Source organism: Nitratireductor sp. PBL-C9, assembly GCF_050877045.1.
In the GTDB taxonomy this organism is placed as follows: domain Bacteria; phylum Pseudomonadota; class Alphaproteobacteria; order Rhizobiales; family Rhizobiaceae; genus Nitratireductor; species Nitratireductor aquimarinus.
On record NZ_JBPAXW010000006.1, the window covers coordinates 287,828 to 307,344 of the forward strand.

21 protein-coding genes are annotated in these 19,517 nt (G+C 63.2%); 11 read left to right on the forward strand and 10 right to left on the reverse strand.

Going from position 1 to position 19,517, the window contains the following annotated elements; genetic code table 11:
- Positions 1 to 66 precede the first annotated feature (66 nt).
- The 4 genes from rlmN to ACRTG1_RS14910 all read right to left on the reverse strand — a co-directional run bounded on the left by rlmN (position 67) and on the right by ACRTG1_RS14910 (position 2,892).
- On the reverse strand, positions 67 to 1,287 hold the full coding sequence (rlmN, locus tag ACRTG1_RS14895) for a 23S rRNA (adenine(2503)-C(2))-methyltransferase RlmN (protein WP_432516481.1): 1,221 nt from the start codon (positions 1,285 to 1,287) through the stop codon (positions 67 to 69).
- Positions 1,288 to 1,419: 132 nt separating this feature from the next.
- Positions 1,420 to 1,920 (reverse strand): invasion associated locus B family protein, encoded by a 501-nt coding sequence (locus ACRTG1_RS14900; RefSeq protein WP_113153551.1) that lies wholly within the window; start codon positions 1,918 to 1,920, stop codon positions 1,420 to 1,422.
- A gap of 215 nt (positions 1,921 to 2,135) precedes the next feature.
- Positions 2,136 to 2,516, reverse strand: a complete 381-nt coding sequence (locus ACRTG1_RS14905) for a YkvA family protein (protein WP_113153550.1) — start codon at positions 2,514 to 2,516, stop codon at positions 2,136 to 2,138.
- A gap of 79 nt (positions 2,517 to 2,595) precedes the next feature.
- Positions 2,596 to 2,892: a 4a-hydroxytetrahydrobiopterin dehydratase gene (locus tag ACRTG1_RS14910; RefSeq protein ID WP_113153549.1), complete on the reverse strand. Its 297-nt coding sequence runs from the start codon at positions 2,890 to 2,892 to the stop codon at positions 2,596 to 2,598.
- 60 nt (positions 2,893 to 2,952) lie between these two features.
- Here ACRTG1_RS14910 and ACRTG1_RS14915 point away from each other — a divergent pair, with 60 nt between their 5' ends.
- Positions 2,953 to 3,435, forward strand: coding sequence for a low molecular weight protein-tyrosine-phosphatase (locus ACRTG1_RS14915; RefSeq protein ID WP_432516495.1), 483 nt, complete (start codon positions 2,953 to 2,955; stop codon positions 3,433 to 3,435).
- Here the strand turns inward: ACRTG1_RS14915 and thpR are convergent.
- Both thpR and ACRTG1_RS14925 read right to left on the reverse strand, forming a co-directional pair.
- Positions 3,375 to 3,974: an RNA 2',3'-cyclic phosphodiesterase gene (gene thpR / locus ACRTG1_RS14920; protein WP_432516482.1), complete on the reverse strand. Its 600-nt coding sequence runs from the start codon at positions 3,972 to 3,974 to the stop codon at positions 3,375 to 3,377. The two genes, ACRTG1_RS14915 and thpR, sit on opposite strands and share 61 nt — an antisense overlap.
- Before the next feature lie 79 nt (positions 3,975 to 4,053).
- Positions 4,054 to 4,725 carry an arylesterase gene (locus ACRTG1_RS14925; RefSeq protein WP_432516483.1) on the reverse strand — a complete coding sequence of 224 codons (672 nt, stop codon included), beginning with the start codon at positions 4,723 to 4,725 and terminating at the stop codon, positions 4,054 to 4,056.
- A gap of 80 nt (positions 4,726 to 4,805) precedes the next feature.
- Between ACRTG1_RS14925 and ACRTG1_RS14930 the strand changes: the two genes are divergently transcribed.
- From ACRTG1_RS14930 to ACRTG1_RS14945, 4 genes are all read left to right on the forward strand, one after another.
- Positions 4,806 to 5,507, forward strand: a complete 702-nt coding sequence (locus ACRTG1_RS14930) for an ABC transporter ATP-binding protein (protein WP_113153547.1) — start codon at positions 4,806 to 4,808, stop codon at positions 5,505 to 5,507.
- A gap of 11 nt (positions 5,508 to 5,518) precedes the next feature.
- On the forward strand, positions 5,519 to 8,068 hold the full coding sequence (locus ACRTG1_RS14935; protein WP_432516484.1) for an ABC transporter permease: 2,550 nt from the start codon (positions 5,519 to 5,521) through the stop codon (positions 8,066 to 8,068).
- A 257-nt stretch (positions 8,069 to 8,325) separates the two neighbouring features.
- Entirely contained in the window at positions 8,326 to 9,066 is a 741-nt protein-coding gene (locus tag ACRTG1_RS14940) for a Bax inhibitor-1/YccA family protein (RefSeq protein ID WP_113153546.1), read from the forward strand.
- A 90-nt stretch (positions 9,067 to 9,156) separates the two neighbouring features.
- Positions 9,157 to 9,729 carry a GNAT family N-acetyltransferase gene (locus ACRTG1_RS14945; protein ID WP_432516485.1) on the forward strand — a complete coding sequence of 191 codons (573 nt, stop codon included), beginning with the start codon at positions 9,157 to 9,159 and terminating at the stop codon, positions 9,727 to 9,729.
- A 122-nt stretch (positions 9,730 to 9,851) separates the two neighbouring features.
- Here the strand turns inward: ACRTG1_RS14945 and ACRTG1_RS14950 are convergent, their stop codons facing one another.
- The 3 genes from ACRTG1_RS14950 to acnA form a co-directional block, all read right to left on the reverse strand.
- Positions 9,852 to 10,235 carry a DUF2794 domain-containing protein gene (locus ACRTG1_RS14950; protein WP_113153544.1) on the reverse strand — a complete coding sequence of 128 codons (384 nt, stop codon included), beginning with the start codon at positions 10,233 to 10,235 and terminating at the stop codon, positions 9,852 to 9,854.
- 627 nt (positions 10,236 to 10,862) lie between these two features.
- On the reverse strand, positions 10,863 to 11,627 hold the full coding sequence (locus ACRTG1_RS14955) for a DUF1223 domain-containing protein (protein WP_113153543.1): 765 nt from the start codon (positions 11,625 to 11,627) through the stop codon (positions 10,863 to 10,865).
- Between the two features lie 163 nt (positions 11,628 to 11,790).
- Complete coding sequence (gene acnA, locus ACRTG1_RS14960) at positions 11,791 to 14,484, reverse strand: aconitate hydratase AcnA (RefSeq protein ID WP_206545629.1); 2,694 nt, start codon at positions 14,482 to 14,484, stop codon at positions 11,791 to 11,793.
- 283 nt (positions 14,485 to 14,767) lie between these two features.
- On the opposite strand from acnA, the gene ccmA reads away from it, so the two are divergent.
- The 6 genes from ccmA to ACRTG1_RS14990 all read left to right on the forward strand — a co-directional run bounded on the left by ccmA (position 14,768) and on the right by ACRTG1_RS14990 (position 18,835).
- Positions 14,768 to 15,379, forward strand: a complete 612-nt coding sequence (gene ccmA / locus ACRTG1_RS14965) for a heme ABC exporter ATP-binding protein CcmA (RefSeq protein WP_432516496.1) — start codon at positions 14,768 to 14,770, stop codon at positions 15,377 to 15,379.
- 67 nt (positions 15,380 to 15,446) lie between these two features.
- Complete coding sequence (ccmB, locus tag ACRTG1_RS14970; protein ID WP_113153541.1) at positions 15,447 to 16,112, forward strand: heme exporter protein CcmB; 666 nt, start codon at positions 15,447 to 15,449, stop codon at positions 16,110 to 16,112.
- Positions 16,113 to 16,155: 43 nt separating this feature from the next.
- Positions 16,156 to 16,944 carry a heme ABC transporter permease gene (locus ACRTG1_RS14975; RefSeq protein WP_113153540.1) on the forward strand — a complete coding sequence of 263 codons (789 nt, stop codon included), beginning with the start codon at positions 16,156 to 16,158 and terminating at the stop codon, positions 16,942 to 16,944.
- A complete protein-coding gene (gene ccmD / locus ACRTG1_RS14980) occupies positions 16,941 to 17,108 on the forward strand; it encodes a heme exporter protein CcmD (protein ID WP_206545631.1) in 168 nt (55 codons plus the stop codon). Before ACRTG1_RS14975 ends, ccmD begins: the two co-directional genes overlap by 4 nt.
- Entirely contained in the window at positions 17,105 to 17,689 is a 585-nt protein-coding gene (locus tag ACRTG1_RS14985; RefSeq protein WP_113153538.1) for a DsbE family thiol:disulfide interchange protein, read from the forward strand. The genes ccmD and ACRTG1_RS14985 overlap by 4 nt, the downstream gene beginning before the upstream one ends.
- Positions 17,690 to 17,791: 102 nt before the next feature.
- On the forward strand, positions 17,792 to 18,835 hold the full coding sequence (locus ACRTG1_RS14990; RefSeq protein WP_432516486.1) for a DUF2332 domain-containing protein: 1,044 nt from the start codon (positions 17,792 to 17,794) through the stop codon (positions 18,833 to 18,835).
- A 68-nt stretch (positions 18,836 to 18,903) separates the two neighbouring features.
- On the opposite strand, the gene ACRTG1_RS14995 is transcribed toward ACRTG1_RS14990, so the two are convergent.
- On the reverse strand, positions 18,904 to 19,515 hold the full coding sequence (locus ACRTG1_RS14995) for a LysE family translocator (protein WP_432516487.1): 612 nt from the start codon (positions 19,513 to 19,515) through the stop codon (positions 18,904 to 18,906).
- Between the last annotated feature and the right edge of the window lie 2 nt (positions 19,516 to 19,517).

A 19,517-nucleotide genomic window follows, 5' to 3' on the forward strand; every position in this document is an offset into this window, starting at 1 on the left:
CCAGACAAACAAAAACGCCGGCTCGCAGATCGCGCGCCGGCGTTTTTGTTTGAAGGTGGTTTGGTCCTACTCGCCGTGGCCGGCGATCATCATCGCTTCAAGCTTCAGCCGGTCGGCTTTCTTCATGCGCTCGGAAGCGGATTTGAGCTGGCCGCAGGCCGCGAGGATGTCACGACCGCGCGGGGTGCGAATGGGGGAGGCGTAGCCGGCCTTGTTGACCAGATCCGCGAACTCTTCGATCTGCTCCCAGTCGGAGCATTCGTAATCGCTGCCCGGCCATGGGTTGAAGGGGATCAGGTTGATCTTGGCAGGAATGCCCTTCAACAGCCGCACGAGCTCGCGCGCATCGTCGAGCGAATCGTTGACGCCCTTCAGCATCACATATTCGAAGGTGATGCGGCGTGCGTTCGACAGGCCGGGATAGGCGCGGCAGGCGTCGAGCAGCTCCTTGAGCGGATACTTCTTGTTGATCGGCACCAGCTCGTTGCGCAGCTCGTCGCGGATCGCATGCAGCGAGATTGCGAGCATCACGCCGATCTCTTCGCCGGTGCGGTAAATCTCGGGAACCACGCCTGAGGTGGAAAGCGTGATGCGGCGCTTGGAGAGCGACAGGCCTTCGCCATCGGAGGCGATCAGCAGGGCCTGTTTCACATTCTCGAAATTGTAGAGCGGCTCGCCCATGCCCATCATGACGATGTTGGTGACCTTGCGGCCTTCGGCCGGCACGATCGCGCCATCGGGCGTATCGGCTTCGGGGAAATCGCCGAGCCTGTCGCGCGCCACCAGAAGCTGGTCGAGAATTTCGCCCGGCGTCAGGTTGCGCACCAGCTTCTGGGTGCCGGTGTGGCAGAAGGAACAGGTCAGCGTGCAGCCCACCTGGCTGGAAACGCACAGCGTGCCGCGGCCTTCTTCGGGAATGTAGACCGTTTCCACATCCACCGGGCGCCCTGCGCCGCGCGGCGGAAAGCGCATCAGCCATTTGCGGGTGCCGTCCTGCGAGATCTGCTCTTCGATGATCTCCGGGCGCGCAATGGTGAAGTGCTCATCGAGCTTGGTGCGCAGGTCCTTCGAGATGTTGAACATCTGCGAGAAGTCCGACACGCCGCGCACATAAAGCCAGTGCCAGAGCTGGCGCACGCGCATGCGCGCCTGCCTTTCCGGCACGCCGAGCGGGAGAAGCGCTTCAGCGAGTTGTTCGCGCGAAAGGCCGATCAGCGGCTGCTTTTCGGCGGTTGCGGCGGGGCGCAGCTCAGCGCGCCCCTCGGGCGTCGATAGATCGAGTGTCATTGCCATGGCGTTCTTGAAACGGTTGCGGGCAGCGCTCTCCGAATGACGGGGCTGCCCTTCATTTGCCGCGCTCATAGCACGCCTGAAGGCTGCCGTCACCTCTGGTGGTCGGCAGCCTCGTTTTGCAGGATGCTATTTGCAGTTCTGCGTGGCGTTGATCGCAGCCGTCACACCGCTCAGCGAGAAGGTGTAGCTGGTGTCGTTGCCACGACCGGACTTGGCCGCGACCTTCATGTCGGAGCCACCCTTCATGGCCGCGATGAGCTGCGGCTCTTCCGCTGCATTCTCGAGCCAGGCCGACTGGCCCTTGGTGAACATGGTGAAGCTCTTGTTGCCGACGGTGACAATCACCTTGGAGCCCGTCTGGAAATTGTAGGCGGCAATGAACTGGGGCTCGGAGGCAACGTTCTGGCCGGGCTTCTGGCTCACAAAGAAGAAAATGTCGCCATGGTCCAGGCTGGCCGGCTGCTTCGCTTTCGGCACGCTCATGGCGTAACACACCTTGCCGTTGCCGGACTGGTAGCTGTAAACGCCCCAATCGCGATGCTGCCCCACCGCCGTAGCCTGGGCCAGTGCAGGGCTCGCTGCCGCCATTCCGCAAATGAGCATCAGTGTCGAAATCAGTACGCGCATCGTCTTGACCGTCTTTTTTGCCAGTGTTTCGAGGCCGGGTAGCCTCTCTCTAGATCACTTCATTTTTACTTAATCTGGGTTACCAAAGCGTGAAGCGAATTGACGAATTCTGCATGCGCTAAACCCCGATCCGTCATCACACAATTGGTGCGACAACTGCCGAACACCCCTTCGTTATCGGTTGAAACGAATGAAAGAGGCAAGATTTTGACTGGTTATGCGTCGAACCCGGTCTCGGAGAGCGCCTTCCGCGCGGCATAAGTGTGAGCCGGCGTAATATGACGGCGCACGGCGTTGAGCGCAGCGGCGAGAACCGCCACGTCATCGGTGAAACCGAAGCCGAGCAGGAAATCCGGCACCACGTCCAGCGGCAACACGAAATAGGCGAGCGCCGCCAGCAGGATGCCGCGCACACGCGGTGGCGTGTCCTGATCGAGCGCGCAGTAATAGCCGGCGACAATCTCTTCCATGAAGGGCACCTGGCGGGCGGCCTTCTTCATCGTGCGCCAGAATTTTGCGCGCACACGCTCTTCGCGCCTGCGGTTTTCGCGCGGCTCGACCGGTTCGAGAATTTCGCCGATTTTCACGTCGTCCATAGCGTCTCCTGATTGCAGAAATGTGGGAGATGCGTGGCGAAATTCAATGTTTGCCCGTTTTGAGCCGCCCTAAAACGCCTCAAGTCCGGGCAAAACGGTTCATGGCGGCGGCAAGCTTCAGGTCCAGCTCGGTCAGCCCGTCGGCGTCATGGGTGGAAAGCACCACGTCCACGGTTTTGTACACGTTCGACCAGTCGGGATGGTGATTGAGCTTCTCCGCCGCCAGCGCCGCGCGGGTCATGAAGGCAAAGGCCTCGGAGAAATCCGCAAAGACGAACCGCTTCTGGATTGACGCGCCATCCTCGGCCAGTTCCCAGCCCTCGAGCTTTTCAAGGGCCTCTTCCAGTGCCGTCGGATCGAGCTTTGGTCTTGTCATCGCGTCTCTCCATGGTATCGCCTGTGTGGAGTGTCACTTCCGGATGATAGCGCCATGAGCATGAACGCAAAGCCCCGCACATCGATCCTCTTTGTCTGCCTCGGCAATATCTGCCGTTCGCCGCTTGCCGAAGGCGTGTTTCGCAGCGTCGTTGCGGAAAAGGGCAGGGAGGATGCGTTTCTCATCGATTCGGCCGGCACCGGCGCCTGGCATGCGGGCAATGCGCCCGATCCGCGCTCGGTGGCGATTGCCCGTGATTTCGGCGTCGACATCACCAGCCAGCGGGCGCGTCAGGTGGTGGCGGAGGATTTCGACCGCTTCGACCTGCTGCTCGGCATGGACCGCAGCAATGTCCGCACCCTGCGCGAGCGCGCGCCTGCCGGAGCGGCGGACAGGGTTCATCTCTTTCTCGATTATGCGGGCGGGCGCATGATCGACATTCCCGACCCCTATTACGGGGGCGATGACGGTTTCGCGTCCGTCTACCAGACGATCCGCGAAGCCTCGGAAGCGCTGTTGTCCAGGCTCGACCGACGGTCATAGTCCGCGCCGACCAGCGGCCAGGCCTCTTCGATCACATAGGGGCCGCCGCCGACGGAAGCGCGTGACGACATCAGCACGAAACGCCCCACGGTGAACGGCACCGAAGCGAAATTGCCGCGCGCCGAAAGATAGTGCGCCACCTCATGCGGATTGGCGTTCTTGAGGCGGGCGAGCGTCACATGCGGCGTGAATTTGCGGGGATCGGGCGGCAGTCGCAGTCGCCGGCAGATGCTCTCTATCTCGCCCTGCAGGGCGTAGAGATCCGGCGAGGCGGAAACGCCGGCCCAGATGGAGTGCGGCTTCTTCTGTCCGAAGGCGCCGACGCCGGAGAGCTTCATGGTGAAAGAGGGACGCCGAACCCGATCTAGCGCATTGGCGATCTCGTCGGCCGTATGGCCTTCCACATCGCCGAAGAAACGCAATGTCAGGTGATAGTTTTCGACGTCGATCCAGCGAGCTCCTGGAAGACCCCCGCGCAGGAGTGACAACGACAAAGCCGCGTCACGCGGGATCTCGAGGGCGGTGAAAAGTCGCGGCATGGCAACCTCCTCGAATCGAACTGTCGCCATCAGCGAATCACTGATCGCCAGTCTCGGCAAGCGGTTTTTGCCGCGCTTTTTAGGCGTCGTCTTCCTGATGCGCTTCGATCACATCGCGAATGGTTGGCAGCATGCGTTCGACCATGCGCCTAACCCCTTGTGGGTTCGGGTGCATTCCGTCTTCCAGAAGCAGTGACTGTTCCGCCGCCACGCCGTCGAGAAAGAAGGGGATAAGCGTTACGTCATGCTTCTCGGCCAGCCGTTTGAAGATCGGGTTGAAGGCGGACGCGTAGTCCTCGCCCAGATTGGGCGCGGCCATCATGCCCGCCAGAACAACCCGCTGGCCGCGCTCATCCAGCTTGGCGATCATCCGGTCGAGGTTCTCTTCCGTCGAGGCCGGCGGGATGCCGCGCAGCATGTCGTTTGCGCCGAGTTCCAGGATCACGATGTCGGTGCTCTCGGGGATGGACCATTCGAGCCGCGAAAGCCCGCCGCTGCTCGTGTCGCCGGAAACGCCGGCATTGGCCACCTTCACCGCATAGCCTTCCGCCTTCAGCGCATCCTCGAGCTGTTCGGGAAAGGATTCCCCCGGCGCAAGGTTGTAGCCGGCCATGAGGCTGTCGCCGAAACCGACGATTTCGACCTGGTTTGCAAGCGCTGCGGGAGCCGTGACAAGCGCGAGCGTCACAGCCGCTGTGGCCGATGAAATTTTTGTGAACTGGCCGAAAGATCGAAAAAATTTGAATGCCATGCGGGATAACCCATATTTGCCGAAACCGTGCAATTGTACGATCCCAGCGCCATTTTTTCCCAATATAGGATATCTTTTCCGTGACAGAAGCCGTGATCGAACTTGAGAATGTGTCGCTGACGCTGGGTGAGGGCGCTTCCTCGGTCCATGTTCTCAAAGGGGTCAGCCTGTCGGTGGAGCGTGGCCGCTCGACCGCCATCGTCGGCCCGTCCGGCTCTGGAAAATCAACGCTTCTGATGGTCATCGCCGGGCTGGAGCGCATTGATGGCGGCACGGTGCGTGTGGGCGGAACGCAGATCAACGGGCTCAGTGAAGACGCCATCGCCGCCTTTCGCGGCCGCTCCATCGGCATCGTCTTCCAGTCCTTCCACCTCATTCCCAACATGACGGCGCTCGAAAATGTGGCCGTGCCGCTGGAACTGGCGGGCCATCCCGACCCGTTCGGCGCGGCGGAGGAAGAGCTGGCCGCTGTCGGTCTCTCGCAGCGCCTTACGCATTATCCCGGCGAGCTCTCCGGCGGCGAACAGCAGCGCGTGGCGATTGCGCGTGCGCTGGCCCCCGGACCTGCCATCCTGATTGCCGACGAACCCACGGGCAATCTTGACCAGGCGACGGGCCGGCAGATTGCCGACATGCTGTTTGCCAAGGCGAGCGAACGCGGCACATCGCTGGTGCTCGTCACGCATGACCCGGCCCTTGCCGCCCGCTGCGAACGCCAGGTGGCGATGCGCTCGGGCCGCATCGAGCCAGCAGCCGAGGCCGAAAAGGCTGCAATGGCATGAGGGCCGGCGACATGAGTTTTGGCCGAACCCTGCGCCTTGCCTTCCGTTTTTCCCTGCGTGAAATGCGCGGCGGCCTGTCCGGCTTCTTCATCTTCCTTGCCTGTATCGCGCTGGGTGTCGGCGCGATTGGCGGCGTCAATTCGGTCGCCCGCGCGATCACCGGGGCGGTGGAGACGGAGGGGCAGTCTCTGCTCGCCGCCGATCTGCGCTTCGAGCTGAACCAGCGCCGCGCGGGTGAAGATGAGCGCGCGTTCCTCACCGGTTTCGGCGATGTTTCCGAAAGCGCAAACATGCGCTCCATGGCCCGTTTGCCCGACGGTTCCGATCAAACGCTGGTCGAGGTCAAGGCGGTGGACGGCCTATACCCGCTCTATGGCGAGCGCGTGACCGAGCCGCAGCTTTCGCATGACGATCTCTTTGCCGCAGTGGATGGTGCATTCGGCGCTGCCGCTCCGGCATTGCTGTTTGAACGTCTCGGCATTGCGCCCGGCGACCGCATTATGCTCGGCGGCCAGCCGATCGAGCTGCGGGCCGTTTTGACCACCGAGCCCGATGCTGTCTCGGACGGTTTCGGTTTCGCGCCACGGCTGATGATCTCGCTTGATGCGCTGGAAGCGACGGGCCTCATCCAGCCCGGCAGTCTGGTCGAGCATGTCTACAAGGTGCGGCTTGTCGGCGACACCGATGCCGGTGCGCTGGAGGCCGCGCAGGCGCAGGCCGGTGCAGAGTTCCCCGAGGCCGGCTGGAGCATCCGCACACGCAGCAATGCCGCGCCCTCGCTTTCCCGCAACATTGAGCGGTTCTCGCAGTTCCTCACCCTGGTGGGCCTGACGGCGCTGGTGGTCGGTGGTGTTGGCGTGGCCAATGCCGTGCGCGCCTATCTCGACAGCAAGCGCGCCGTCATCGCCACCTTCAAGAGCCTCGGCGCATCGGGCGCGTTCGTCTTCACGGTCTATCTGGTGCAGATCCTGATGATCGCCGGGATCGGCATTCTTGCCGGTCTGGTGATCGGCGCGCTGATGCCGTTCGGTGCATCGGCCGTGCTTTCCAGCGTGTTGCCGGTGCCGGCCACGGGCGGGTTCTATCCGGCAGCACTGGCCGTGGCGGCGCTGTTCGGCGTCATGATCACGCTGGTCTTCGCGCTGATGCCGCTTGGTCGTGCGCGCGATGTGCCGGCGACGGCGCTGTTCCGCGAAATGGGTGTCGATGGTCGTGGCTGGCCGCGCCCCGTCTACATCCTCCTGTCCATGGCCATCGCTGCCTCGCTCGCCGGTTTCGCCATCTGGTTCTCCGATGACCGGCGCATGGCGGCGGTGTTCGTCGGTGCGACGGTGTTTGCCTTCATCGTGCTGCGCGTGGTGGCGCTCGGCATCGAGTGGCTGGCGCGCCGCAGTCCGCGTGTTGCGTCCACCCCCTTGCGTCTGGCGCTTGGCAACATCCATCGCCCCGGCGCGCTCACGCCCTCGGTCGTTCTCTCGCTGGGGCTTGGCCTGACGCTGCTCGCCACGCTGGCGCTGATCGACGGCAATCTGCGCCGGCAAATTACCGGCAATCTGCCGGAGGTCGCGCCGAACTTCTTCTTCGTCGATATCCAGAGTGGTGAGGTGGAAGCCTTCGCCGATCTGGTGAACGAGCAGGCGCCCGACGGCAAGCTGATCCAGGTGCCCATGCTGCGTGGCCGCATCACGGCGCTCAATGGCGTCAATGTGCGCGACATGGAGATCCCGCCGGAGGGCGGCTGGGTGCTGCGCGGCGATCGCGGCATCACCTATGCCCGCAACGCACCGGAAAATTCCACCCTGACCCAGGGCGAATGGTGGCCGGCCGATTATGAAGGCGAGCCGCTGGTTTCCTTCACGGCGGAGGAGGGCGGCGAGCTCGGGCTCAAGATCGGCGATACGATCACCGTCAACGTGCTGGGTCGCGATGTCACGGCGCGGATCGCCAATTTCCGCGCGGTCGAGTGGGAATCGCTCGCCATCAATTTCGTGATGGTGTTCTCGCCCAACACGTTTGCCGGTGCGCCGCATGCATGGCTCGCCACGCTGACGGATGCCGAGGCAACGCAGGCCGACGAATCACAGATCCTCAACGCTGTCACGCGCAGCTTCCCGACCGTGACCACGGTGCGGGTCAAGGATGCGCTCGATGTGGTGAACCGGCTGGTCGAGCAGCTGGCGACCGCCATTCGCGCCGCCGCCGCCGTGGCGCTGATCGCCTCGGTTCTGGTGCTTTCGGGTGCGCTGGCGGCCGGAAACCGGGCGCGGGTGCATGATGCGGTGGTGCTGAAGACGCTGGGTGCGACACGGCGCACGCTGATCGCGGCCTTCTCGCTCGAATATCTGCTGATCGGTCTGGCGACAGCGGTGTTCGCGCTGCTTGCCGGCGGTGTCGCGGCATGGTTCGTTGTTGCGCAGGTCATGGGCCTGCCATCGAGCTTCCTGCCGGAGGTGGCTTTGACCACCATTGCGGTCGCGCTCGTCCTGACCGTCGGCTTCGGCCTGGTCGGCACCTGGCGGGTGCTTGGGCACAAGGCGGCTCCGGTTCTGCGCAATCTCTAAAGCGAGAGACTCTGAAACAGCGGGGCGGCCTTGGGGCCGTCTCCGACAGCCTCAGGCATGAAAAAGCGTTAACCGTGCCGCCGGGGAAGCGCTTTTTTTGCCCGCGAAGTGTTGCCGCATCTGCATTTCTGGGCGTTTCAGGTCTTGTCGTCAGCTTAAACTGACATCATATTTGCATTACGCATGCTGGTATCCCGCCAGCGGCGCACGGTCGTATGGCCGTCACCCGACGGGATTAAAGCCAGAAAGGGATAATTATGGCTGACCTTCGTAACTATCAGGCCCGCGCAACGCCCGGCGTACGCGCGGACGCGGCCATCGACGAGGGCCTGCGCGCCTACATGATTCGCGTCTACAACCTTATGGCGCTTGGCCTGGCCATCACCGGTCTTGCAGCCTTTGGTGCATTCAATCTCGCCATCGCGGATGGCCAGCTGACCGCATTCGGCCAGCTCATCTACGCCAGCGCCTTTCGCTGGGTTGTCATCCTCGCACCGCTCGCGCTGGTGTTCTTCCTCAGCTTCCGCATTCAGAACATGAGTGTCGCGGCTGCGCAGACGACATTCTGGGTCTATTCGGGCCTCGTGGGTCTTTCCCTGTCGACGATCTTTCTCGTCTACACGGGTGAGAGCATCGTCCGCACCTTCTTCATCACCGCCGCATCGTTCGGCGCGCTGTCGCTCTGGGGTTACACGACCAAGCGTGACCTCTCGGGCATGGGCTCGTTCCTGTTCATGGGTCTGATCGGCATCATCATTGCCTCGATCGTGAACATCTTCCTCGGCTCGTCCGCGCTGCAGTTCGCCATCTCGGTGATCGGTGTGCTGGTGTTCGCCGGCCTCACGGCTTACGACACCCAGCAGATCAAGGAGATGTACTACGAGGGCGACGACGCCACCGTGTCCGGCCGCAAGGCAATCATGGGCGCCCTGCGTCTCTACCTCGACTTCATCAACCTGTTCATGTTCATGCTGCAGTTCCTCGGCAATCGCGAGTAGCGGGCGCAGGACTTTGAACGACGATACGAAAGGGCGGCTCTCGGGCCGCCCTTTTCTTTGATCCGGTTTCCCAAAAGGCGTTTTTGCTCCATGCCGCTCACCATCCGCCCCGCCAGTCTCGATGACGCGCCCGCCATCACCCGCATCTACGCCCATGCCGTGAACGAAGGCACGGCCAGCTACGAGCTTGATCCGCCGGGCGAGGCCGGGATGCGTGAGCGCATGAGCGCGCTCCTCGGCAGCGGCTATCCCTATCTGGTGGCGGAGGAGGAGGGCGTGCTGCTTGGCTATGCCTATGCGGGGCCGTTTCGCCCGCGCCGCGCCTATCGCTTCATGGTGGAGGATTCCGTCTATCTCGACCCGCAGGCGCAGGGGCGCGGTATCGGCCGCACTCTGCTCGAAGCGCTGGTCGAGGCATGCACGCAGTGCGGGTTCCGCCAGATCGTTGCGGTCATTGGCGATGGCTCGGAAACCAGCGCTTCGGTCAAGCTGCACCGGGCCATGGGGTTCGAGGATGCAGGGGTGCTGCGCGGCAGTGGGTTCAAGCATGGCCGCTGGCTCGACACGGTGTTCATGCAGCGCACGCTGAATGGGGGAACGAACACGCCACCCGATCCTCAATCGCTCCCCGAGCGGCTGTTTCGCGGTGAGACTGTGGGCTGACCCAAGGGGGGGCTGACCCAAGGGGGCAGACCAAGGGGTGGCAGACCGGGGGGGCAGACGGCCATGCGTCCGGGCGGACGCACAAAGGCGATCCAGACCAGCGATGCTCCAGCCGGCTTTGCTCAGGTGACCAGCTTGAGCTTCTTGTCGAACACGGCGAGCACCCGCGTCAGTTCGTGCCCGCGCTTCAGGATCGCGCCGGTGGCCGCAACCACACTGTATGCGCCCTGCTTGCGCGTGAGCTTGGGGTCTTTCACGATCTGGAAAAGGGGCACTTCACTGGTGCGCCGGAAAACGGAGAAGATGGCCCGGTCCTTCAGGTGGTCGATTGCATAATCGCGCCACTCCCCGGCGGCGACCATGCGCCCGTAGATGCGAAGAATCTGGTCCAGTTCGCGCCGGTCGAAGGTTACGGGAAGGCTGGAGCGCGCACGGCGCTCTTCATGCAGCGGGATCAGTATCCCGGAGCTGTCCCTATCCTCCCCGGCGCTGCCGTAATCGCTCATTGGCTAAACCTCATGACGATTTGGTGACACGAAAGGTTCGCCCGCCATAGCCGGAAATGCAAGCCCTGCATTCCTTCCCGGCTTACGATCCAGACTGACCAGAGGCATCGGGGCAACCGAAAAACCGGTCTCCACTGTCTCGGTCCGATGCTCAGGCCGCGCGGGATAGGTTGGAAAAGCCTGTTAACCTTTCTTGATGCCGTGCTATATTCGGAGTGGTTAGATCATCCCCGACATTTTGCCGACGCATGTTTTGTGAACCTGCAAGCCACTATCGTTAGCCGGTAGTCACAAATCGGGACCGTTTGTCGGAATTGGTGATGACGTGCCTTTTTCTCGACACATTTTGTCCAAGCTCACGCCCCATTGTGCCGCGACGATCCGACCGTTGCCTGAGACGGTTCGGTCCGGACACGGATCCCGAAAACCCCAAGCCCCCCCGCCCTCGGGGTCATGACCGGATCGAACCAACTCGGATCTCCGAGCCGGGCAACGGTCCCAAAAGATCAAAACCGGTGCTGAATGATTCAGCACCGGTTTTTCTTTTGGGACCACCGGGTTTTTTGACTTACGGGATTGGCTTACGGGGTGCCCATGCTTGGTTCATGGGGTGCCCATGCTTTTGGTTCACGGGGTGATTGCGACAGCGCCGAGGATGGCGCCCGGCCTTCCTTCCCTGTCGACGCGCTGGAGAAGCAGCGCGCAGCCATTGCCTTTCTTCACCAGCTCGCTCTTGGGCATTTCGAAGCTCTTGGCCGTTCCGTCCCACATGCCGATTGTCTGGATCTGGTTCACCGCGTTGCGATATTCGATGGTGCGGCCCCGGTTCTCTCCGGCGCGTATCTCCACCGTCGCGCGTGGCGCAAAGTCGACAAAGACCAGATGCGCGTCGAGCAGCTCGTTGCCCGCGTCGCCGCGAAATGCGCCGACTTCGACGAGAATGGTGTCGCCCCTGTCCTGAAGCGACAGATCCACCTGTAGCCCGTCCGGCGTGCCGGCCATGCTGTCGAGCGATGCGGTGACCCTGCTCCGGTCCGCACCGTTCATGTCGGTGCGGCCATTCACGATCATCTGTGGCGTGTAGACGGAGGCTTTCTGGAGAGAGCGCGCGTAGTTCTTCTGCCGCGCGGTGTTCGCGGCGCTGCCAAGCGCATCGCGCCAGCCCAGATAGTCCCAGTAATCGACGTGATAGGCGAGGGAGATCACGTCATCCCTTTCCGCCAGTTCGCTGAGCAGCGCATCCGCTGGCGGGCAGGAGCTGCAGCCCTGACTGGTGAACAGCTCGACCACACCGACCGGGCGCGCCATCTCCTGGGCGCCGGCAATGCCGGTAAGGGCGTAGAAGCCTGCAACCGCCGCCAGCAGCTGGCGGCGCGTGGTGAGCCAAGTCATCTGTACTCCGTTCGGAAACTGAACCCGATCCTGTTTTCAGGCACTATAGGTGGCGGGCGGGCTCAACAAGAAGTCACGTTCCGGTGAGGAAATGCAGCCGGAAACAAAAAAGACCGCCGGCGTTTCCGCCGACGGTCTGTCTCAGGCAGGTGGCAGACCTGGATTATGCAGCCAGGTCGCGCAGCACGTACTGCAGGATGCCGCCATTCTTGAAGTACTCGAGCTCGTCGAGCGTATCGATGCGGCAGAGCAGCGGAACCTCTTTCACCGAACCATCGGCAAAGGTGACCTTGGCGTTGACCTTGGCGCGGGGCTTGAGCGTCTCAAGACCCTCGATGCTCACCGTCTCGTCGCCCTTCAGGCCAAGCTTCTCCCAGCTCGTCTCTTCAGCGAAGACGAACGGGATGACGCCCATGCCCACCAGGTTGGAGCGGTGGATGCGCTCGTAGCTCTCTGCGATCACGGCGCGGACGCCGAGCAGGTTCGTGCCCTTGGCAGCCCAGTCGCGCGAGGAGCCATTGCCGTATTCGCCACCGGCGAACACCACCAGCGGAACACCTTCCTTGCGGTATTCCATGGCTGCGTCATAGATCGACATCTCTTCCTTGGAAGGATAGTGGATCGTGTAGCCGCCCTCGGTGCCGTTCTCGCCCAGCATGTGGTTGCGGATGCGGATGTTGGCGAAGGTGCCGCGCATCATGACTTCATGGTTGCCGCGACGCGTGCCGTACTGGTTGAAGTCGACAACGCCCACGCCATTGTCCATCAGGTACTTGCCGGCGGGCGACTGTGCCTTGATGGAACCGGCCGGCGAGATGTGGTCGGTGGTGATCTTGTCGCCGAACAGGCCGAGAATACGCGCACCCTCGATGTCCGTCACCTTGCCGGTCGACTTGGTCATGCCGGCGAAGTAGGGCGGGTTCTGAACATAGGTCGACGTGTCGTCCCATGCGTAGGTCTCGCCTTCCGGCACCTGCACGGCCTGCCAGTTCTCGTCGCCCTTGAAGACCTCTGCGTACTTCTTCTCGAACAGGTCGCGGGTAACGTTCTTCTGGATGAACTCCTGGATCTCCTGGTTGGAGGGCCAGATGTCCTTCAGGAAGACGTCATTGCCGTCCTTGTCCTGACCGATCGGTTCCTTCGTCAGGTCCTTGGTCACCGAGCCGGCGAGCGCATAGGCGACGACCAGCGGCGGCGAGGCCAGGTAGTTGGCCTGCACGTCAGGCGAAATACGGCCTTCGAAGTTGCGGTTGCCGGAGAGAACGCCAGCAGCGATCAGGCCCTTGTCGTTGATGGTCTTGGAGACCGGGGCCGGAAGCGGGCCGGAGTTGCCGATGCAGGTCGTGCAGCCGAAGCCGACGAGGTTGAAGCCGATCTGGTCGAGCTCCTTCTGCAGGCCGGCATTCTCCAGATACTCGGCAACCACCTGCGAGCCGGGGGCGAGCGACGTCTTCACCCAGGGCTTCTGCTTGAGGCCCAGGCGGTTGGCGTTGCGGGCCAGAAGGCCGGCGCCGATCAGCACGCTCGGGTTCGAGGTGTTGGTGCAGGAGGTGATGGCGGCAATCGCCACGTCACCATGGCCGAGGTCGTAATCCTCGCCTTCAACCTGCCAGCGCTGTTCCAGCGTGGACGGGTCTTTCTTGTATTCCTTCTCGAGCGATTCGGCGAAGCCGGATGCGATGTTCTCGAGCGGAATGCGGCCTTCCGGACGCTTCGGGCCGGCCATGGACGGCACGACTTCGCCGAGGTCGAGCTCGAGCGTGTCGGTGAACACCGGATGCTCGGTGCCCGTCTCGCGGAACATGCCCTGCGCCTTGGAGTATGCTTCCACGAGCGCGATACGCTCCTTGGAGCGGCCGGAGACGTTGAGGTAGTTCAGCGTTTCCGAATCAACCGGGAAGAAGCCGCAGGTCGCGCCGTATTCCGGGCCCATATTGCCGATGGTTGCGGCGTCCGCCAGCGTGAGGTGGTCGAGGCCTTCGCCGAAGAACTCGACGAACTTGCCGACAACGCCCTTCTTGCGGAGCATCTGCACGACGGTCAGCACCAGGTCGGTTGCCGTCACGCCTTCTTTCAGCTTGCCGGTCAGCTTGAAGCCGATGACTTCCGGCAGGAGCATGGAGACCGGCTGGCCGAGCATGGCCGCCTCTGCCTCGATGCCGCCCACGCCCCAGCCGAGGACGCCCAGGCCGTTGATCATCGTGGTGTGCGAATCGGTGCCCACGCAGGTGTCCGGATAGGCAATCGTCTTGCCGTCCTCTTCCTTCGTCCAGACGGTCTGGCCGAGATATTCGAGGTTCACCTGGTGGCAGATGCCGGTGCCGGGCGGAACGACGCGGAAGTTCTTGAACGCGTTCTGACCCCATTTGAGGAAGCGGTAACGCTCGCCATTGCGCGCATACTCGAGTTCCACGTTGCGGTCGAATGCCTTCGGCGTACCGAACTCGTCGACGATGACCGAGTGGTCGATGACCAGATCGACGGGCACCAGCGGGTTGATCTTCTGCGGGTCGCCGCCGAGCGACACCATGGCGTCGCGCATGGCTGCCAGATCGACCACGGCGGGAACGCCGGTGAAGTCCTGCATCAGCACGCGGGCCGGGCGGTAGGCGATCTCGTGGCCGGCCGTGCCGCGGTCGTCGAGCCATGCTGCGACTGCTTCGATGTCGGACTTGGTGACCGAGCGTCCGTCCTCGTTGCGCAGCAGGTTCTCGAGCAGCACCTTCATCGAGAAGGGCAGGCGAGAAATGCCTTCAAGACCGTTCTTTTCGGCCTCTTTGAGGTCGAAATAAACATACTCTGCATCCCCAACCTGGAGGGTGCGGCGGCAATTGAAACTGTCAAGTGATTTGGTCACGGGCGATCCTATCCTGTTCTGCTATCCGAAACGGGAACGGACTCCTCGAGGCATCACGCGCAAAAGGTGCGGGTACGGTCATTTCCGCTGTCCGCCCCCAAGCGTCCCGGCCGTTCAAGGCGGCGCGCGCGCGGGGTATCGGCACAAAGAGTTACACGCCGACCGCTGGCGTGGTTGAGGCGGATATAGAGAATTTTGTAGAAGAGTTCTAGAGTGGGAAACGGCAAATCTGCCGCGTCGTGAAAAAATCAGGAATACACCCTTGCTGAAGGATGAAGACATGATGCGGCTCGTCGCCGAAAACGTGAGTGGCGAGCGGGGCGGTGAAACCGTGTTCTCCGGCATATCCTTCGTACTCGAAGCCGGCGAGGCGCTGACGGTGACCGGGCCGAACGGCGCGGGAAAGTCGACATTACTCCGGGTGCTCTGCGGCCTTTTGCCCATGGCGGAGGGCGCGGTGTCGTTTTCCTGCGGTGGCGACGAATTTCCCGATGCCGGTGCGGCCTGCCACTATCTCGGTCACCGCAATGCCATGAAGGCGGAACTTGGCGTCGAAGAGAATCTGCGCTTCTGGCAGGACTTTCTGGGGCATCCGCATCTTTCGCCCTTCGAAGCGCTGGAAATGGTCGGGCTCGGTGATATCGGCCATCTGCCCTTCGGCTATCTCTCCACCGGCCAGCGCCGGCGCGCCTCCATTGCCCGGCTTCTCGTCAGCTACCGGCCGGTCTGGCTTCTGGATGAACCCACTTCCGGCCTCGACAAGGCGTCTGAAGCCCAATTTGCCGAACTGATGGGCGTGCATCTGGAAGATGGCGGGCTGATCGTGGCCGCCACCCATCTGCCGCTCGGCTTGACCGGCGCGCGCGAATTGCGCATGGGGCAGGTTCAGGCATGAGGACGTTTGACGCCGCGCGGCTGTCAGGCGCTCTCGGCCCCACACCCGGTCAGGAGCTTTTCCAGTCATGCTAGCGCTTTTCCGCCGCGAGCTGCAGATCGGCGTGCGCACCGGAAACGGGGCGCTCACCGGTGTCCTTTTCTTCCTCGCCGTGGTAGCCGTCATCCCCTTCGGCGTGGGACCGGACCTCAACCTTCTGGCGCGGATCGGCCCGGCCATCCTGTGGATCGGCGCGCTGCTTGCGGGCCTGCTCGGGCTTGAGCGCCTGTTCCAGGCTGATCGCGAAGACGGCTCGCTTGATCTCATGCTTCTCGCCGACAACCGCCACATGACGGCGCTGACCGTGTTCGTGAAGTGCCTCGCGCACTGGACGGTGAACGTCCTGCCGCTGGTGGTGGTGACGCCGCTGCTCGGCCTCTTCATGAATGTCGAACCGGTGGGCATTCTGGCCGCGACCGCGACGCTGGCCGTCGGCACGCCCGCCATCACCTTCATCGGCGCGGTGGGCGCGGCCCTTGCCGTGGCGCTGCCACGGGGCGGGCTTCTGGTCTCGGTTCTGGTTCTGCCGCTCACCATCCCGGTTCTGATCTTCGGCGTGGCGGCGGCGCGCGGCGCGGTTGCCGATCCGGACCCGTTTTTGCCGCCCTTCCTCATTCTTGCCGCGCTGATGCTGTTTTTTGCGGTCATCGGGCCGCTGGCCGCCTCGCTCGCACTGCGGTGGGGCGGCGATTGATGTGCGGCAATCGATTCGATTGCGGAACAGGACACTCGACGCTATGGGTTCAGGCATGACAAACGCCACCCCGCAAGCCTCCACGCTCTCCGGTCGCCTGACGGCGCTCGCCAATCCCACGCGCTTTCTCGCGCTGGCAGACACGCTCGTGCCCTGGCTTGGCGGCACGGCGCTGGCGGTGCTTGCGGCAGGCTTCTACATGGCCTTCACCGCGCCCGAGGATTATCAGCAGGGCATCACGGTGCGGATCATGTACATCCATGTGCCATTCGCCTGGCTCGCCATGTTCTGCTACTCGCTCATGGCGGCGTCCGCGCTTGGCACGCTTGTGTGGAAGCATCCGCTCGCGGATGTGGCGCTCAAGTCCGCCGCTCCCATCGGCGCGGCCTTCACTGCGCTGGCGCTGTTCACCGGCTCCGTCTGGGGCAAGCCCATGTGGGGCACGTGGTGGGTCTGGGACGCGCGGCTAACCTCCGTTTTCATCCTGTTCCTGATGTATCTCGGCATCATCGCCCTGACGCGGGCGATGGACGATCCCGGCCGTTCGGCGCGGGCCGCCGCGATCCTCACGCTTGTCGGCTTCGTCAACATCCCGATCATCAAGTTCTCGGTGGACTGGTGGAACACGCTGCATCAGCCGGCATCCGTGTTCCGTCTCGATGGTCCCACCATCCACACGTCGCTTCTTTGGCCGCTGCTCGTCTGCGCGCTTGGTTTCACGCTCGTGCTTCTCACGCTTCACCTGATGGCCATGCGTGCGGAGATCTGGCGTCGGCGTGTGATCGCCATGCGCAGGCTTTCGGCGCGCGCGGCAGAAAGGGCAGCGCGATGACCCACGCAGGTTATGTGTTCGCCGCTTATGGTATTTCGGCACTGGTGATTGCGGGGCTCTGCCTCTGGATCCTGATCGATCAGGCAGGCCGCAAGCGCGAACTCAGGGAACTCGAAGAGCGCGGCGTTCGCCGCCGTTCCGAGCGCAAGGCAGAGAAGAAATGAGCGTTACCGGCGAAAAGTCCAACCGTTCGCGGCGGTTGCTGTTTCTGCTGCCGCTTCTGGTCTTCCTGGCGCTGGCCGCCGTTTTCCTCATGCAGCTTTTTTCCGGGCGGGACACCTCGCTCGTGCCTTCGGCGCTGATCGGCCGCGATGCGCCGCAGACGGATCTGCCGCCGCTTGAGGGCATGTCCCTGCCGGGACTTTCCTCTAACGCCTTTGCAGGCAAGATCACGCTGGTGAATGTCTGGGGCTCCTGGTGCCTGCCCTGCCGGCAGGAGCATCCGCTGTTGATGGAGCTGGCCAGAGACGGGCGTTTCGTCATCGCCGGTTTGAACTACAAGGACAAGCCGGAAAACGCCCGCCGCTTTCTCGGTGATCTCGGCAATCCCTATGATGCAATCGGCGTGGACCAGAATGGCCGCGCGGCCATCGACTGGGGTGTCTATGGCGTGCCGGAAACCTTTCTCGTCGGGCCGGAAGGCAGGATCCGCTACAAGCATGTCGGCCCCTTCACGCCCGAAAGCGTGCAGAACGACCTGATGCCCGAGATCGAAAAGCTTCTGGCGGAGCGCCCGGCAGGCTGATTTTTCTGTGCCAGTTGGCTGGTCCAGAAAAAATGCTGCGCTGCAACAAAACTCTCGGACGACGCATGCTAGCCTCTCCTTCAAACTTTGAAGGAGAACTGCATGGAAAGCCGGATCAGCGCACATTTCGAAAAGCAGGCCGAGGCCTGCGACCGTATGGGCTCCCCCTTCACCGCCCAGCTGTGCCGGCTCCTGCCTGAAATTCTGGATCGCAACACGAGAACCGGCGCGCGCGTGCTCGACTGGTCCGGAGCGCCCGGCGAAGATGCGCTGGCGCTGCGGCTTTGCGGCGGGCTTCATGCGCTGGTTCTGGCGGGAGAGGACGCGGAGTTAGCCGGCGTCTATCCACCCGGAACGGCCTCGCGTGATGCCGTTGGCGCGGCTGTCGCCGGCACCATTGCACGCCATGATGCACGGCTCTGCGCCACTCTGGACAGCGCGCCGCAGACCAATGAGATCGCCCGCTCGGCCATGCTCCTGCCGGGCTTCCTCACGATTGCCCGCGAAACCGGCCTTCCGCTTGACCTTCGTGAGATCGGATCGAGCGCGGGATTGAACCTTCTGTTCGACCGGTTCCACTATTGTTACGGCGAGAGCATCTGGGGCGATGCCGCCTCACCGATAAAGCTCGCGCCGGAAATGCGGGGCGCTGCGCCCGACCTTTCCGGCAGGCTCGAAATCGCCTCGCGCGGGGGCAGTGACATCGCCCCCATCGATGTTTCGCTGGAGAGCGAGCGCCTGCGCCTCACCTCCTATGTCTGGGCCGATCAGGCGGCGCGGCTCGAACGTCTGGTCGCGGCGATCAGCCTTGCGGATGGCGCTTCTCTCTCGCTGGAAAAGGCGGATGCGGCCGATTTTGTCGAGGCGGCGCTTGCCATGCGCAAACCCGACCGGGTGCTGGTGCTGTTTCACTCGATCATGTGGCAATATCTGCCGTTCGAAACGCAGTCCCGCATCGAGGGCGCGCTGGAAAAAGCGGGGCACGCCGGCGGGGCGCCCATCGCCTGGCTGCGCATGGAGCCGTCCGACATGAAGGAGCCCTTCGCGCGCGTTTCGCTCACCCTGTGGCCGGAAGGAACGCGCCGCGATCTGGCGCGCTGCGACTTCCATGGCCGCTGGATCGAGTGGATTGGCGCTGACGTCTAGGGTCCTGACCCTAGAACGGTTCACCGTTGCAGGGAAACGCGGCCCTGAATGTCTGAGCGCCGAACGCCCTACCGCGCCGCGATGGCTGCTGCTGCACTTGCCATCAGCGATGCGCTTGTACGGTTGGCGATGCGCATGGCGCGCGGGCTCCTGAGCAGCTTTCGGGCCTGCGCCGCCGCGACGATCCAGCCCGCGTCCACCACCAGCAGCACGAGCAGCATGGTCAGTGTCAGCTCTGCCCAGCCCATCAGGGTCACCGAAGCCAGATCAATGATCGTGGGCAGCAGCGAGACGTAGAACATCATGATCTTGGGGTTGCCAAGCGTGACCGCCAGACCGGCGAAGAACAGCCGCCCGCCCGATTGCGCGTCGGGTACGGCGTCGTCCGGGTTCGTCACCGGCGCGGTCCACATCTTCCATGCGAGATAAAGCAGATAGGCCGCGCCCGCATATTTGATGACCGAGAACGCCAGGTGGAAGCTTTCGGCGAGAACCGCGAGGCCGAAAATCGCGAAGGAAAGCCACACCGCTTCGCCGATCCACATCGCCACCATGAAGGGCAGGACATCGCCCCAGCCGCGCGTGATCACACGGGCCACGAGGGCGGCGATGCTGGGGCCGGGCGTGCCGGCAGCAACCAGAAGCGCGCCGGCGAAGATGACGAGAGCGGAGAGTTCCATCT